The organism is Micromonospora sp. WMMC264 (genome assembly GCF_027497275.1).
Taxonomy (GTDB): Bacteria; Actinomycetota; Actinomycetes; order Mycobacteriales; family Micromonosporaceae; genus Micromonospora; species Micromonospora chalcea.
Window position 1 is genome coordinate 3,262,979 of sequence record NZ_CP114907.1, and the last position, 14,933, is coordinate 3,277,911.

7 protein-coding genes are annotated in these 14,933 nt (G+C 68.0%); 4 read left to right on the top strand and 3 right to left on the bottom strand.

Annotated features, from left to right (window positions below):
* The first annotated feature begins 4 nt into the window (after nucleotides 1–4).
* Both O7542_RS13850 and O7542_RS13855 read left to right on the top strand, forming a co-directional pair.
* Nucleotides 5–4,078 (top strand): tetratricopeptide repeat protein, encoded by a 4,074-nt coding sequence (locus O7542_RS13850; protein WP_281606382.1) that lies wholly within the window; start codon nucleotides 5–7, stop codon nucleotides 4,076–4,078.
* A gap of 667 nt (nucleotides 4,079–4,745) precedes the next feature.
* On the top strand, nucleotides 4,746–4,904 hold the full coding sequence (locus tag O7542_RS13855) for a hypothetical protein (RefSeq protein ID WP_281606383.1): 159 nt from the start codon (nucleotides 4,746–4,748) through the stop codon (nucleotides 4,902–4,904).
* Nucleotides 4,905–5,293: 389 nt separating this feature from the next.
* Here the strand turns inward: O7542_RS13855 and O7542_RS13860 are convergent, their stop codons facing one another.
* Both O7542_RS13860 and O7542_RS13865 read right to left on the bottom strand, forming a co-directional pair.
* The gene (locus O7542_RS13860; RefSeq protein WP_281606384.1) at nucleotides 5,294–5,968 is read right to left on the bottom strand and encodes an HNH endonuclease family protein; all 675 of its coding nucleotides are present in this window, start codon (nucleotides 5,966–5,968) and stop codon (nucleotides 5,294–5,296) included.
* A gap of 931 nt (nucleotides 5,969–6,899) precedes the next feature.
* Nucleotides 6,900–9,491, bottom strand: coding sequence for a tetratricopeptide repeat protein (locus tag O7542_RS13865; RefSeq protein ID WP_281606385.1), 2,592 nt, complete (start codon nucleotides 9,489–9,491; stop codon nucleotides 6,900–6,902).
* Nucleotides 9,492–11,240: 1,749 nt separating this feature from the next.
* Between O7542_RS13865 and O7542_RS13870 the strand changes: the two genes are divergently transcribed.
* Together O7542_RS13870 and O7542_RS13875 are read left to right on the top strand one after the other, a co-directional pair.
* On the top strand, nucleotides 11,241–12,137 hold the full coding sequence (locus tag O7542_RS13870; protein WP_281606386.1) for a hypothetical protein: 897 nt from the start codon (nucleotides 11,241–11,243) through the stop codon (nucleotides 12,135–12,137).
* A gap of 357 nt (nucleotides 12,138–12,494) precedes the next feature.
* Nucleotides 12,495–13,229 (top strand): haloacid dehalogenase-like hydrolase, encoded by a 735-nt coding sequence (locus tag O7542_RS13875; RefSeq protein WP_281606387.1) that lies wholly within the window; start codon nucleotides 12,495–12,497, stop codon nucleotides 13,227–13,229.
* On the opposite strand, the gene O7542_RS13880 is transcribed toward O7542_RS13875, so the two are convergent.
* The gene (locus tag O7542_RS13880; RefSeq protein ID WP_281606388.1) at nucleotides 13,226–14,500 is read right to left on the bottom strand and encodes a helix-turn-helix transcriptional regulator; all 1,275 of its coding nucleotides are present in this window, start codon (nucleotides 14,498–14,500) and stop codon (nucleotides 13,226–13,228) included. The two genes, O7542_RS13875 and O7542_RS13880, sit on opposite strands and share 4 nt — an antisense overlap.
* Nucleotides 14,501–14,933: the final 433 nt, after the last annotated feature.

Genomic DNA, 14,933 nt, shown 5'->3' on the forward strand with positions numbered 1-14,933 from the left:
CGGCGTGGAGCCGACTCCGCGGGAACTCGCAGAGACGCTGTGGCTGGCCACCCAGATCTCGCTACGCTCGGCTGCGGCGCTGGCGCCGGCGCCGCCGGGGGGAGAGACCACCCGTCCTCCCCTGCCCGACTGGGCTCCGCCGGAGCCGGCCCCCGGGCTGGCGGCGCGCGGCCCGCGGCCGGCTGTCGAGGCGCATGTGTTTCGCTACTCCCCGGGCGAGACCCGGGCCGCGCGACTCGGTGAGATCCCCAAGCCGATCGCGCTCGGCGACCGGCTCGCTTTTCAGCGGGCGCTGCGCCCGCTGAAGCGGCGCGTGACCATGCCCGGCCTGGGCACGCTGGACGAGGAGGCCACCGCGCGGTGCGCGGCCGAGCAGCCCGTCGGCGCCCGATGGCCGGCGGTGATGCTGCCGCCCGAGGAGCTGTGGCTGGACGTGGTGCTGCTGGTCGACGACGACGACTCGATGGCCATCTGGCAGGACATGGCACACGACATCGTCGCGACCCTCCGGGAGTCCGGCGTGTTCCGGCAGGTCGCCCGCTACACGCTCGGTGAACGCGCGGACGGCGCCGCTGTGCTGGCCGACGGGCAGGGCGACCCGATGTCGCCGCGCCGGCTGGTCGATCCGGGCAACCGCCGCCTCGTCATCGTGATCAGCGACTGCGTCGGCAGCGTCTGGCAATCCGGCGCCGCCGGTCGGCTGCTGCGCGACCTGGCGGAACGCGGGCCGGTGGCGATCCTTCAGCCGCTGCCCGAGCGTCTGTGGGCGCGCACCGGGGCGCCCACGGTGGCCGGTACGCTCCGCGCGCTACGGCCCTGCGCGCCCAACGCCGAGCTGGGCTTCGTGCCCTTCGGTGGCTGTGCCGAGCCCGAGGGCACGCTGATCCCGGTCCTTCAGGCCGACAGCACGTGGCTCAGACGATGGACGACGTTGATCGCCGGCGGCCCTCCGGTCACCATGGCGGTGACCGGCACGGATGATGTGGTTCCCGACGATCCCTCCGGCCTACCCGAGGTGCAGCCCACGGCGGAGCAGCGGATTCGCGACTTTCGGGCCGTCGCATCACGGCAGGCGTTCCAGCTCGCCCGGTACGTCGCGCTCGGCACACCGCAGCTCGAGGTGATCCGCTACGTCCAGCACGACATGTTCCGGCCGGCGCATCCCGCCCACCTGGCCGAGTTCCTACTCAGCGGACTCCTCCAGGTCGAGGACAGCCGGCGCGGCCTGTACCGGTTCGTCGACGGTGTACCTGAGCTGCTGGCCGCGACCCTGACCGTCAGTCAGACAATTGAGGCTGAGGACCTCTTCGCGCGAGTGTCCGCCGCGGTGCAGCGCCGCATGTCGGCCGGCGGCGGACGGTTCACCGTGCTCGTCCCCGGCGACGGCGACGAGCGGCTCGCAGTGGATAGCACGCCGTTCGCCGCGATCACCGACCTCGGTCGGCACCAGGTCCAGCAGGCACTCGGCACCTTGCAGCGCCGTGCCCGGCAGCAGCCCGAGCCGCCCGCGCCGCAGCCGGCGACTCCGGCGGTCCGCATACCTGATGGCGTGGGCGTGGTGCAGACCGGCGATTACTCCTGGGCAGTGACAAGCGTCGCCGACCGTCCCCAGACCTCGTGGCCGGTGCTGATCGGCGTGCTTCCCCCGCTGACGTCCGGACGCCAGCCGCGACCCGCGGACCAGGCCCTCGCTGCCGTCGGCGCCGGTGAGACCGCGGTGGTCGTGCAGATCCTGTCCGGTATGGGCGGCATCGGGAAGACGCAGATCGCGGCGAATCTCGCGCACCGGATGCTGTCGGAGGGTCAACTGGACCTACTCATCTGGATCACCGCCACCGACCCCCAGATAATCGTCTCATCCTACGCCCGAGCGGCGGCGGTTGTCTCCGGAGCCAACGACGCCGACCCGCAGGAGGGTGCGGCGCGGCTCCTGAGCTGGCTCACGGCCACGACGAGACGATGGCTCATCGTCTTCGACAACCTCGACGATCCGCAGCACCTCAACAGCCTGTGGCCGCCCGCCACCCGTACCGGCCGTACCGTCGTCACCACCCGCCGCCGCGACGCCGCGCTCCTGAGCGGCCGCCACGTTATCAACGTCGACGTGTTTACCCCGCAAGAGGCGCGGGCGTACCTGACCCGCCAGCTGGGCGACGACCCGGCCCGGCTGGAGCAGGCCGACCGCCTCGCCGCCGAGCTGGGGCATCTGCCGCTCGCCCTGGCGCAGGCGGCCGCGTACATCGTCGACCAGGGTCTCTCCTGCGCCGGCTACCTCGACCGGCTCGCGCGCCGTCCGCTGTCCCGGCTGCATCCCGGTGTTTTGCCGGACCAGCAGCTCATGCCGGTCGCGCACGCCTGGACGCTGTCGATCGCGGCCGCTGACATGGCGACCTCGGGGCGGGCAAGCCTCGTTCTGCGGCTGGCGTCGGTGCTCGATCCCCACGGCATACCGATGGCGGTGTTCACGACACAGGCGAGCCACGAGTACTACCGACAGGATCGCGAGCCGGACGTTGATCCGGACGACGTCAACGACGCGCTGCGCGCCCTGCATCGGCTCAGCCTGGCCACCACTGGCGTGGGCGACGGGCAGTCGACCCTGCGGATCCACGCGGTGATCCAGCGCATCATCCGGGAGAACATCCTGGGACGCGATCTGCACCGGATCGCCACCACGGCCGCGGACGCGCTGGTGGAGCTGTGGCCGGACTTCGAACGGGACCCCGGACTGGGCCACTACCTCCGGGCGAACGCCACAGCCCTGATCAGCGTCACCGGCTCGCTGCTTTGGCGTGACCTCCGAGGTCGTGAACGAACCCATCCGGTGCTGTTCAGGACCGGGGCGAGCCTGGGCGAGGCCGGCCTGGTCGCCGGAGCGCACGACTACTACGCTGACCTGCGGACGAACACGGAAAGGTTGCTCGGCCCCGACCATCCGGACACCTTGCTCGCACGGAGCAGCCAGGCGTTCTGGCAGGGCGCGGCTGGCGACGCGGGTGACGCGGCGACGGCGTTCGAACAGTTGCTCGCCGACCAGACGCGCATCCTCGGCCCCGACCACCCCGACACGCTGCTCACCCGGGCCAACGGGGCGCTGTGGCGCGGGGAGGCCGGCGACGCGGATGGCGCGGCGGCGGCGTTCGAGCGGCTGCTCGCCGACCAGACGCGCATCCTCGGCCCCGACCACCCCGACACCCTGTCCACGCGAAACAGGCTCGCCCGGTGGCGTGGTGAATCCGGGGACGCTGCGGGTGCCGTCGTGGCCTTCGAAGCGCTCCTATCCGACTTCCTGCGCGTGCTCGGCCATGACCACCCGCGGACCCTGACGGTTCGGAGCAACCTGGCGTTCTGGCGTGGCCAGGCCGGCGGCATGGCCGACGCCACGGCGGCGTTCGAACAGTTGCTCGCCGACCAGACGCGCATCCTCGGCCCCGACCACCCCGACACCCTGTCCACCCGTCACAACCTGGCGTTCTCGCGCGGCGAGGCGGGCGACGCGGCCGGCGCCGCCGCGGCGTTCGAACAGTTGCTCGCCGACCAGACGCGCATCCTCGGCCCCGACCACCCCGACACCCTGGCGGCCCGCAGCAACTATGCCCGATGGCGAGGGCTAGCGGGCGACGCTGCCGGCGCCGCTGCCGAGTTCGGGCGGCTCTTGATCGACCGAGAACGCATCCTCGGCGTCGAACACCCGTACACCGTGGCCACTCGCGAGGCCTTGGCCTCATGGCGGCAGGAGAGTCTCACTACCATCCTGCGGGCTCTGGAGGCCGGAGTGACCACCGACCTCGCGGTGGTAGACGTTGCCTACCGATCATTGATGAAGCTCATAGTTCGCCGGGTCCACCAGTTCTCCCGTCGGGCACTGAAATCTGAGAAGCCCGGCACACAACGGTGGGCGAAGGAGATCAGCCGAGATCTGGCCAACTCCGGAGCGACCGAAGATCAAGAGGTCCAGAAGGCGGCCCGGGATCTGCTCGCTCTGCTGACGCCGCGCGGACGCGAATACGACGTGCGCGTTTCCGGAGTGCGGGGCGTTCAGATCGGCGACCACAACAGGCAGATCAACATCTTCTAAAGTCGGTACAAGGGCCGATAGTCGGGCCAGCCGGTCCAGAGCTCCAGAGCTGACCGTCATCGGAAACACCTGTGCGACCTCGTCGCGCGACAAACCGTCAACGGCCATCTCGAATTCCCGTGTAGGCCGTCAGGCCAGCTTCCTGATCGACTCCGCAACCACGTCAAGGCAATGGCCACCTGGCTCCGAGACGACCGGTCCGGATTTGTCTCGCTCAGACCGCGTACGAGCGTCGCCCCTTGGATGGGAGTCCAGCTGGCAGCGTACGTGGGCCTTCCGCTCGGATTAGGGCGGTGAGGTGGCGCCCTGCTTCAAGGATGTTGATTGGTTGTCCGGCGAGGCGGCTGAGCAGCGAGTCGAGTGGGTAGTGGGCCAAGATGTGGTAGCGGGCCAGGTAGATGGCGGCTGCGGTGACCGTACGTTGCTGAGGCATCGTCGGGCCTCCCCCCACGCCGCTGGAAGCCCCTGTGGACGACACGCACCTTATCCACAGACACACAGGGTGATCGTCGAGCACTTCGCGGTCAGCGCATGACGGCCCCTGCTCAAGGGACGCAACTGGAAATGCTCGTCGAGCCGCCCCGGATCTCGTACCTTGCGCCGACCGCACCTCGCCGGCGGTCATAGCGTGCGATCCGCCTGGTGCTGAAGCGACGAGCAGACAATCGTGAAACGCAACGACGAGAGACGCGCCGTCGTCCACTACTGCCTGGATCCTCACGCCGGGTTATTCGATCCGGCCTGGAACCTCTACCCGAACTGGCTTCTGCTCGCCGCGATCGACACCTACCAGCAGGTACTCGGCACGGCGCCCGGACCGGCGTGAGAGGGGCATCGGGACGTGGCGTTGACGGCAGAGCCTTGGTGGCTCCTGGCCCCGGTGGCTGTGATGACCCAGCGCCTGACCGTTCTGTGAGTCACCGACGACGGCCTGCTGCACGCCGTCGACGAGTCGGCGGTCGTATGGACCGACGGCAGCCCCGTGTGGGCCTGCGACGGTGCTGCCGCCCCACCGGGGGACGGCCCAACTGGCGGCCATCAGCGCCTCGCCCGATGGCACGGCGGCGCTGGAGGCCGGGTCCGTATAGCGACCCGCCCTCCAGCCCGTCGATACCGCCATTTCACGGGCTGCGCAGGCGCGGCGGCAACTCGCGGTTCAGGCGTTGCCGTTCGTCGGCGCTCGCAGCGGTCAGGCTCCGAGGCGGGTATGTGCGGTTAGGAGCTGCAGGTGTTCAGCATGCTCTGCAGGGCGGACTTCTCCGACGACTGCAGGCTCAGCCCCCAGTTGTACTTCACGGTGATCCACATCTTGCTGTAAGTGCACCGGTACGACGACAGCGGCGGCTGCCACGTCGACGGGTCCTGGTCACCCTTGGCCTGGTTCACGTTGTCGGTCACCGCGATCAGCTGCGGGCGGGTCAGGTCGTTTGCGAAGCTCTGCCGCCGGCTGGTAGTCCACCCGCTGGTACCCGAGCGCCACGCCTCGGCGAGGGGCACGACGTGGTCGATGTCGACGTCGGAGGCCGCGGTCCAGGTCACGCCGTCGTAGGGGCTGTACCAGCGGCCCGAGGTCGCCGCGCAGCTGCTGTTGGTGACCACGGACGTGCCGTCGCGCTTGAGGACCGTCTCTCGGGTGTTGCAGGCCCCGCTGATGGTGATCCAGTGCGGGAACAGATCCCGGGAGTACCCACTCGTCGACCCCTCGCTCTTGACCGTCAGGGCGTTGAGCTGCGACTGGGCGCTCGCCTTGGACGGAATGCCGGGAGGTGTCGCCGAAGCCACCGCGGCGTCGACGGCGACCAGGCCGGCGCTGGCGACCATCACGGCCGCTGCGCCGGTCAGGGCACGCCGCGCCAACGCAGATGTGGTGAGTCGTCGGGTGAGTCGCATGAGGGCCTCCTCGGTCATCGGTCGTGGACAGCGACCATCTCGCCCCATCATGTCCATCGATGGTCACCACTGCGAAGAGCGGGAAAGGCTCCCGCGAACACTGACCACAACCGTTCCCTGTCCGCACCACCGCCCCCGGCGAACTCGCCGGTCCGCTGCCCCGCCGCCGATCGCGCCTGTCGAGATGGCGACGAACCGGCAATCAGCGACAATCCGACGTCCTAGAGTGCGAGTCTCAGGCTGGCACCACACCTGCAATTCCGGGCGCGACGGTGGCCAACAACCTGATCGTCGAGACCGCCTGGCACAGCCGACAGACCGAACCAGCCGAACCAACTATCGCCGCCCCTGCACCAGCCGGCAGCAGGTAACCACCGCTCCATCAAAGCGGGGGAACTCAAACCGGCCACACGCGGTTTGGAAGTGTGGACACGGGCGGAAGTCGCTCGGCAACGGCCTAACCTCCATACCGGCCTGCACGCCCCGGAGCTGACCGCCATTGACCCTCGACACCCGCCCGATCGGGCACGGAACGGGCACGCCCCGCTCCCCTGCTTTGCAAAGATCAAGACTGCTGTCGGCCAACGTCGACGAACGGCGCTGGCCTGCTCGCCATGTCGTCCGTCGTCGTTTTCGGACCGCGTTTGTCGACTGGCTTGGCTGTACGGACGGCTGGACGGCCAGACCTCTTCGTCCCGAACACCGTTGCGGCGCAACGCCCGCTGCCGTCGACTGTCGTCCGATGCCGTTCGGCTCAGCTACCACGCCACCCGCTGGCGGGTTTCGTCACTCTCAGGCGGGCCTTTCGCTGCCTCCTTGCTGCCCTAGACAGTGGTGCAGTAGCTCGTAGCGCCTGCGCGCGCAGGGTCGGCGCCACCGCCGGTCGCACCAAGAGAACAGGGTCAAGGCCAGCACTTCGAGGTACTCGGTATCACACCTGGCGGTGCTCGGTCTCAGCCTCGGCGTAACGGCCGTGCTCCGCCATGACGACCGCCAGGCTCTGGCGGGTTTTCAGGGTGTCGGGGTGATCGGCGCCGAGGAGCCGGATCACCTCGCGGCACTCGGTCTCAGCCTCGGCGTAACGGCCCTGCTCCGCCATAACGACCGCGAGGTTGTGGCGGGTTTTCAGGGTGTCGGGGTGATCGGCGCCGAGGAGTCGGGTTCGGGCGGCCACCACGTCGCGGCACTCGGTCTCAGCCTCGGCGTAACGGCCCTGCTCCGCCATAACGACCGCCAGCCCCTGGCGGGTTTTCAGGGTGTCGGGGTGGTCAGCGCCGAGGAGCCGGATTCGGGCGGCCAGCACCTCGCGGCACTCGGTCTCAGCCTCGGCGTAACGGCCCTGCTCCGCCATAACGACCGCCAGCCCCTGGCGGGTTTTCAGGGTGTCGGGGTGATCGGCGCCGAGGAGTCGGGTTCGGGCGGCCAGCACCTCGCGGTGCTCGGTCTCAGCCTCGGCGTAACGGCCCTGCTCCGCCATAACGACCGCGAGGTTGTGGCGGATGCTCAGGGTGTCGGGGTGATCGGCGCCGAGGAGCCGGATTCGGGCGGCCACCACCTCGCGGCACTCGGTCTCAGCCTCGGCGTAACGGCCCTGCTCCTGCATGACGACCGCCAGGCCCTGGCGGGTTTTCAGGGTGTCGGAGTGATCGGCGCCGAGGAGCCGGATTCGGGCGGCCACCACCTCGCGGCACTCGGTCTCAGCCTCGGCGTAACGGCCCTGGTCCGCCGTAACGATCGCGAGGTTGTTGCGGGTGCTCAGGGTGTCGGGGTGGTCGGCGCCGAGGAGTCGGGTTCGGGCGGCCAGCACCTCGCGGTGCTCGGTCTCAGCCTCGGCGTAACGGCCCTGCTCCTGCATAACGACCGCGAGGTTGTTGCGGGTTTTCAGGGTGTCGGAGTGATCGGCGCCGAGGAGCCGGATTCGGGCGGCCACCACCTCGCGGTACCCGGTCTCAGCCTCGGCGTAACGGCCCTGCTCCTGCATAACGACCGCGAGGTGGTGGCGAGTGCTCAGGGTGTCGGGGTGATCGGCGCCGAGGAGCCGGATTCGGGCGGCCAGCACCTCGCGGTACCCGGTCTCAGCCTCGGCATAACGGCCCTGCCAGCGCATGATGTCCGCGAGGTTGTTGCGGATCTGCAGAGTGTGCGGATCATTGACGTCAACGTCTGGGTGATTGAGGTAGAGGCGCAGCAAGCGTCTCGTCGTAGTAGCCAGCACCCGTCGCTGCGCGTGATCGGGAATCAGGTCGTACAGCTGGTGAATCTGCGCGGCGGTGAGCGCGCGTGTGCTATCGGCGGTTAGGTATTCCGTGATCAACGCATCGAAGGGTGTTTGCATCTCGCTCGCCACGCAGATCGCCGCGGTGAGCATCGGTACCGGGTCATGGCGCAGCAGCATGGCAACAGCCGGCAGTGCGGCGCTCGTGTGGACCGACGCTCGACTAAGTAGGGTCAGGACCCGCCTAGCGCGGCTTAGGTCGCCGCTCGTGGCTTCGCTCACGGCCACGGCCATGACCGGCGTGCCGGTAAGCAGGTCGGCGACGTAGCCCTCCAACAACACTGCGGGTAAGTACGGCGCTAGCCAGTCCGGATCCTGCTGTCGGTACAGCCCACGCAGCCACTCAGCCAGCCGCCCCGACTCCCGACCCGGTCTACCTGCCCGGGCAAGCGCCGGCAGCCGCGCCAGCAACTGCCGCGCCATCGCCGCGTCCGGCGCACCGACCAGCGCAGCCAGCACCACCGCCTGCCCGAACACTTCCTGCGGCAAAGCGCTGAGTCCTGCCCGCTCGGCCGCCGCCTGCCACCGCTCCTGCTCCACCGCAAACACACCGGCCACGGTCTCAGCAGCATCTACTTGCCCACTCGCGCTCGTCACCGCGGCCCACGCCGCACCCCCATGCAACAACGCAATCGATGGCGACGGCCGCACCGGCACCCAGACCGCCGACGGCACCGGCTCCCCCTCCGGGGTGAAGTGACGAAGCGCCTGGGCAAACATCTGGCGTTGGGCCTTCTCGTCACCCACGATGGGCGGCACCGTCACCTGGGCCCGGAACGGCAGCTCTGACACCAGATCACTCGGCAGCCCGCCCCGGATCGCTGGCCACCACACGGCATCGACCCGGCCGGCCAGCACCAGACGGACCTCCAATGCGCCAAGCGCCGCCCACGCCGTAACCGTCGCCGCCGCATCATCACGCGTCTCGGCATCGTCCAACACCAACACTACCGAACCACCCAAACCCACAGCCGCCGCTACCGCTTCCGCTCCACACCCCCGCCGAACCCAGCCCCACCGAGCAGCACTCCGACCCGCCGCCTCCACCAGCAGCCTCGTCTTGCCCACCCCCGCCGGCCCATCGACATACAGCACTCTCTCCACCACGTCGCCCTGCCCGTCCGCCCAGCGCAACACCCGCCGCAGCAGCGGACCGTGCAACACGCTGTAGGGGACCAATGCCCGGCCGGCCGACAGCAACGCCAGCACACCGCCGTCGTCGACGCCAGCTCGATCTGCACCGTCCACGCTGGCCAGCGTCACATCCCGCCACGCAGCCTCCCGCGCCAAGAGCTCACCCCGGCGCTGCCACAACACGCCCCCATACAGGCCAGCGGCACCAGACACTGCACCCAAGGCCGCAGCCACAAGCCACGGCACAAAATTCGCCAATGCGGCCGTCACGCCAGCCGCAACCAGCAAACCGGCGCCCACCACCACCAGGCCCCGCCGCCCCAGCCGATCAGCGCCCCGACCAACAGCCACAACAACCTCCCACCGACAAACCGCCGATCGATACACTGCACCTCGCTGCCCGGGAAAACATCCACCAACAGACCAGACATTCACTGCCAGCACTGAACCCCGCAGCTTTCCAGACACGCTTTGCAGTACCGACGGCTATTCAGCCGCCGTCTGATCCGTAGCTCTAGGCGATGGAGTCCGGCTGGGTCGCCCGCGCCGTGGACCGGTGCATGACGGTCCGTCGCGCGGTGCTGCGGGTCGGTGGGTTGCTGTACTTCGCTGCTGTACTTCGGTCGGCGTTACCCCGGCCTTGCAAAGATGAAGGCTGCTGTCCGCCGGCGTCAGTGACCGCCGTTGAGCTGCTCGCCGTGTCGTCTCGCGTCGACCCCGGGCCGTCTCCGTCGGCCGGCTTGGCTGTACTGATGGCAGTACAGCCACGCGGAGCAATCCGTCAGGGTGGGTCTCCGTCCGCCGGGCTATCCATGCCCGGACTACCTCGGCCGCGAGCCAGTGGCCAGTGATCTCCGCGTGATCGAGTGGCGTCAGTCCCGAGCAGTGCCGTCGCAATGGATCGGCGCCGCGCGCGAGGAGGAACGCCGTTGCTGAGACCTGCAACAGATCTCCTGCCTCGTACGCCCCGTCTCTCTCGACGTCAATCGCGTGCAGCAAAAGGGTGAAGCTCTGTTCATCCGGATCTTCGATGTCACATCCGGGGTCGAGGAGACCGCGCAGCCTGGCCAAGTCCTCATGCTCTACAGCTAGATGCGCGGGAGTCATGGGCGAACACTAGTCGTCCCCGATGGCGCATCGATCACACCGTCAGTTTGGAAGATCGTTTCCGGCTGACCTGATCTGTCCGGAACGCCTGGTCAGGGGCAGTGCCGTCGTGCCCGATCATGACCGCTGCTGACCGACTGGGACACCAGCTACTGGCACGTGGCTGGCACGGCCGCGTGGTGGGCGCGCGGCTGCCCGGCGGCGCGCGGCTTACCACCCCCGGCCGTTCGGGCCGGGGGCGGCTTGCCGTGTCGCTGGCTCACCGTGCGCCTGGGCCCGGTACCCGGTGGCAAGCCGCGGAGCGGCGCGGCAGCCGATCGCCCCGACCTCGGTGGCAGCCGGCCACCCACGCGATCGGTACGGCGTCGCGACGTTCTGCGGGTGACGCTTCACTCCGATACCTCAGCCACGTACCGTGCATCCCGCGGTCAGTCGGGTATTCGTCGATGACACCGGCATCAACTTGGCGTACACCGCCGGCGCCGCGCTATACCGATGGCCGGAGATAGCCAGTCGACCCTGGATCCCTCGGACGGCGTCGTTCAGATCTATCCCTGAGGCAGGGCATGGACCACCGGGTCGGCCGATGCCGGCCGGAGGCCGCCAGCAGGCCGAGCGCGGTGGGCCTGCGCCGCGCTCGCGCGGCGCCTTGATCTTCAAGAGGCAATTCGGCAGTGAGAACCGCTCGCTGTGACGGTCGGCCACGCGCGGGATTACAGGGAGCGCGCTTGGCCGACCCGGCGGCAGAATCGCTGGGTGGAACCCGAGATACTGCACCAGGCAGCCCGCCAATACCTGATGCGGAGGTACGACGAGCTGAACGGCGTGTACGCGCAGCTGCCCAACCAGGGCCGGGCGATGGACGGCTACCACTACACGCGGGAGGCTCGGCGGATCTTCCCCAGATACAACATCATCGAGGCGATGCTTGGACAGGTCGAACGGCTTGACCCAGAGCGTCTACCCGACTTTGCCGACCTCTCGGCCGCGCTGCTCCGCGCGGCCAACGACGCCCAGTCGCTGATCAATCCACAAGGCAAGGACGAGGCCGAGGTGATCCGTGACGAGCGCCAGATGTTCGCTGCCGCCATCCGCGGCTGGACTTCGGAATCCGACATCGACGTCGAGCCGTTGGGATATCGCCGCGTGTTGACGGCCGAGGAGTCGTCGGGCTGGCGGCAACGCCTGCAGGAGCGATGGGGGCTACAGGGTCTGTCCTGGCACCCGATGCTGGCAGCTCCTTTGCCAGACGAGGTTCTGGTGCTGCAGGAGGCGTACATGTGGGATGAGCAGGGTGTCGGCCGAGTTCGTCAGGTGCTACAGGAAGCGGGCGGCCGACGGATCGCTGAGCTGCGTGAATACGGCGCAGACTACCTGGTGGACGTCGATCTGTTCGCGCCTCGATATACCGGCGCCGAGGGCGTATGGAGCGATAACGGCCTTACTTGGATCGCCTATGCCTCACATGAAGGAACCGTAGCGTTCGGTGGGCTGTTGGCACTGCCCTTCCCGCCCGATGGCCCGATATCCGCCGATGGCACTGGTCCGGCTGGTAGCCGACGGCTCAAGGCAGACCGCTACCCAACCGGACGGCCGGGGTCAGGACCGGGGAGTACGAATGGCTGTACTCGGACCCGACATCGACCGCGGTGACGACGATCGAGCAGCTTGAACGGAGCGCGTGGACCGGATCCCGCTCCCGACGCTACGTCTCTCGTGAGACGTTGCACTGAGCTGTGAACCGCTCCGGATCTTGTAGAGACCCTTCGGCAACCGGGGGAACCTGAGTCCCCACGGGACCACAGCCGGTGGGCCAAACCAGCGGCGGGTTGGCTCTTGCCAATCCCGCCGAGTCCGGCTGCCACCTGACACACCACGGCCCCATCCTTTGCTGCCGCGACGTCGAGTGCCTGTTCAGCGGGCATTCCTGCCGACAATGCGCCACCGGCCGGCCGCCACCCCGGAATGCTCGACGGGGGCAGCTGCCGGAGCCTGTGCGACGATGCTTCGATGAACCACAGCAGCGTCGGCTTGGTCATCTGGGACGTTGACGGGACGCTCATACCCGCTGATTTGCGCTGGCTGACGCGCGCGATCGCTCGGGCGTACGGCATCGCGGAGTCCGAGGTTGTCTTCCCTGACAAGAAGGTGCATGGGTATACGGACGAGTCGATCGCCGTTGACACGGCGATCGCTTCGGGCGTGGACCCGTCAGCTGCGGAGGCGGGCATACCCGCCTTTCGTCAGGCCATTGCCGCGGTCATGCAAGAGGGTCGGCAGGAGTTGGCTGAGGTTCAGCCGCCGTATCCAGGTGCCGTGGCGAGCATCGCGGAATTGCACGAGCGTGGCTTCATCCAGACCGTGCTGACCGGGAATCTGCGTTCGGCCGCCGACGTGAAGCTGCACGTGGCGGGCTTGGATGAGTTTCTTGATCTTCGCATCGGCGGGTTCGGATCGGACGCTCGCGATCGCTTTCAGCTTCCGGCGGTCGTAACGCAGCGCTATTCCGCGATCTACGGTGCTCCACTCGATCCTGCTCAAGTGATCGTCATCGGGGATGCGCCTAACGACATCGCATGCGCACGTCACGCCGGCTTTCGTATCGCTGTGGTCGCTCACCGGCTTGGGCGTCAAGAGCTGGTCTCCTACGAGCCTGACGTGGTACTAGAGAGTCTTAACCCGATGACGGTGGTGGCCGCCGTCAGTTCGTTGTTGAGTGCGGGCGGGTCGTCAGCTGCTTGTTAGGCGGCCATCTGCTCCTCGAGTTCGAGGACAACTGGCTCGTCAAGCCATCGTGCCAACCGCTGTCGGGCTCGTTGGGCTCGAGCGATGCCTCGATGGTTTCCGCCTGCTTTTAGCCGGTCGTAGGTGCGGCCAAGCAGGGTGCAGGACTGTTCAAGTTCGCCGGCCTCGGCGTAGGCGCTGGCGAGGTCTACGGCTGCTGCCAAGGCGACGTTGACGTTGGCGTGGTCGTGTTCCAGCATCTGTACCGCGCTTTCGAGCACGGTCACGGCCTGGCAGGGCTGGCCAAGGAGGAGATGGCATGTGCCCGCATAGACGAGGAGGCGGGCGCCGCTCCAGTCGTCGCTGTAGAGACCGACACAGTCAACAGGAGACAGATCGTTGACGGCTTCTTCTGCCCGCTTCAAAGCCGCCGTGGCCTCGCGTGGAAGTCGCAGGGCGGCGAAGGCTTGGGCCTGTTCGGCAGCTAATCGAGCTCGTGCGGCGGAACTGAGGTCGGTGGACGCGCGGGCGGCCTCGTCGAGTAGTCGCAGGCCAATCATAATGTCACCGTCTGCTTCGATCAGTGTGGCGGCTTCCGAGTGAAGGTTGCTCTCGAAGATGCGTGCGGTCGCGCTGACCCTGTGGTTGCCCAGCCTGTCGCCGAGCTGGCGAGCGTAGGCACAGTGAGCAAGCGCGACGGTTCGGTTGCCCTGTGCGCTCCACAACCGGCTGGCGACGATCGAGGCTTCGGCGAGCATCGCTCCGATATCAGTACGAATGGGCGCACGACCGGCCTTGCGGTATAGCGTGGACAGGCAATCTCGGTGGGCCTCGATCAGACCGAGTAGCGCGTCGGGCGACACGGCCTGGCGCTGCTGGGCCAGCATGCTGGTGAGCGTGGAGAAGCTGTTCCACTCGCCCATCAGGTAGTCGGTTCCGGACGTGCGCGCGAGCATTTCCCCGGCTTTGGAGGAGTACGACGGCGCCCCAGCCGCCTGGAATTCCTGAATGGCAGCCACGCCGTTCCGCACGCGCTGGGTGCCGGCGAGTCGGATACGATCGTATTCCCGGGACAGCCTGCCGTCGGTTCCCAGCAATTCGTCGCTCCGGGTCCAGAAGTCACGCCCTACGCGCTGCCGACCGGTCTCCACGTTGGCGATCGTGCTCCGTCCATACCTCACCAGTGGCGCAAACGTCTCTTGCGTGTAACCAGCGGCCTTGCGGCTGCGCGCAAGCATCTGACCAAGGGCGCTCCAGACATTGGCCACGTCTTGCGGTGGCACGCTCGGCATCAGCAACTCCCGACTAGTACGGACGCTCGCGCAGGGGCGAGACGCGGTGGCCTGGGAGCACTGTAGTGCAGGATCGCGATACGTAGGCCAACCAGCGGCTTCTTCCAACAATCTCCGACAAAGTTCCGACATCACACTCGCAGGTGGTCCGAACTCGCGTGACCTGCGATTCCGCGTCCGTGACCTAGAGCTGGCCGAGGCTGATTATGACCTTGCAGCCAAGTGCCGCGTTGAGGAGCCGATCGACAACGAGATGGTATGCCCCAGCACGAGTGCGTGATCCTCAACCCCGACCGCCAATGAAGGGGCGTCTTGTCAAGGAATTGTCAGACGTTGACGATGAGCCTTGCCGACCTCGAGCGCATTCGCCTTTAGTCACTCTCGTCGCCGATAGCGCATTCCGCGTTTCGGCCCGAACGCATTACCACCAAGC

Coding starts and splice junctions, on each gene's coding strand:
- O7542_RS13860 (WP_281606384.1), bottom strand. CDS start 5,968: ATGCGACTCACCCGACGACTCACCACATCTGCGTTGGCGCGGCGTGCC.
- O7542_RS13880 (WP_281606388.1), bottom strand. CDS start 14,500: ATGCCGAGCGTGCCACCGCAAGACGTGGCCAATGTCTGGAGCGCCCTT.
- O7542_RS13875 (WP_281606387.1), top strand. CDS start 12,495: ATGAACCACAGCAGCGTCGGCTTGGTCATCTGGGACGTTGACGGGACG.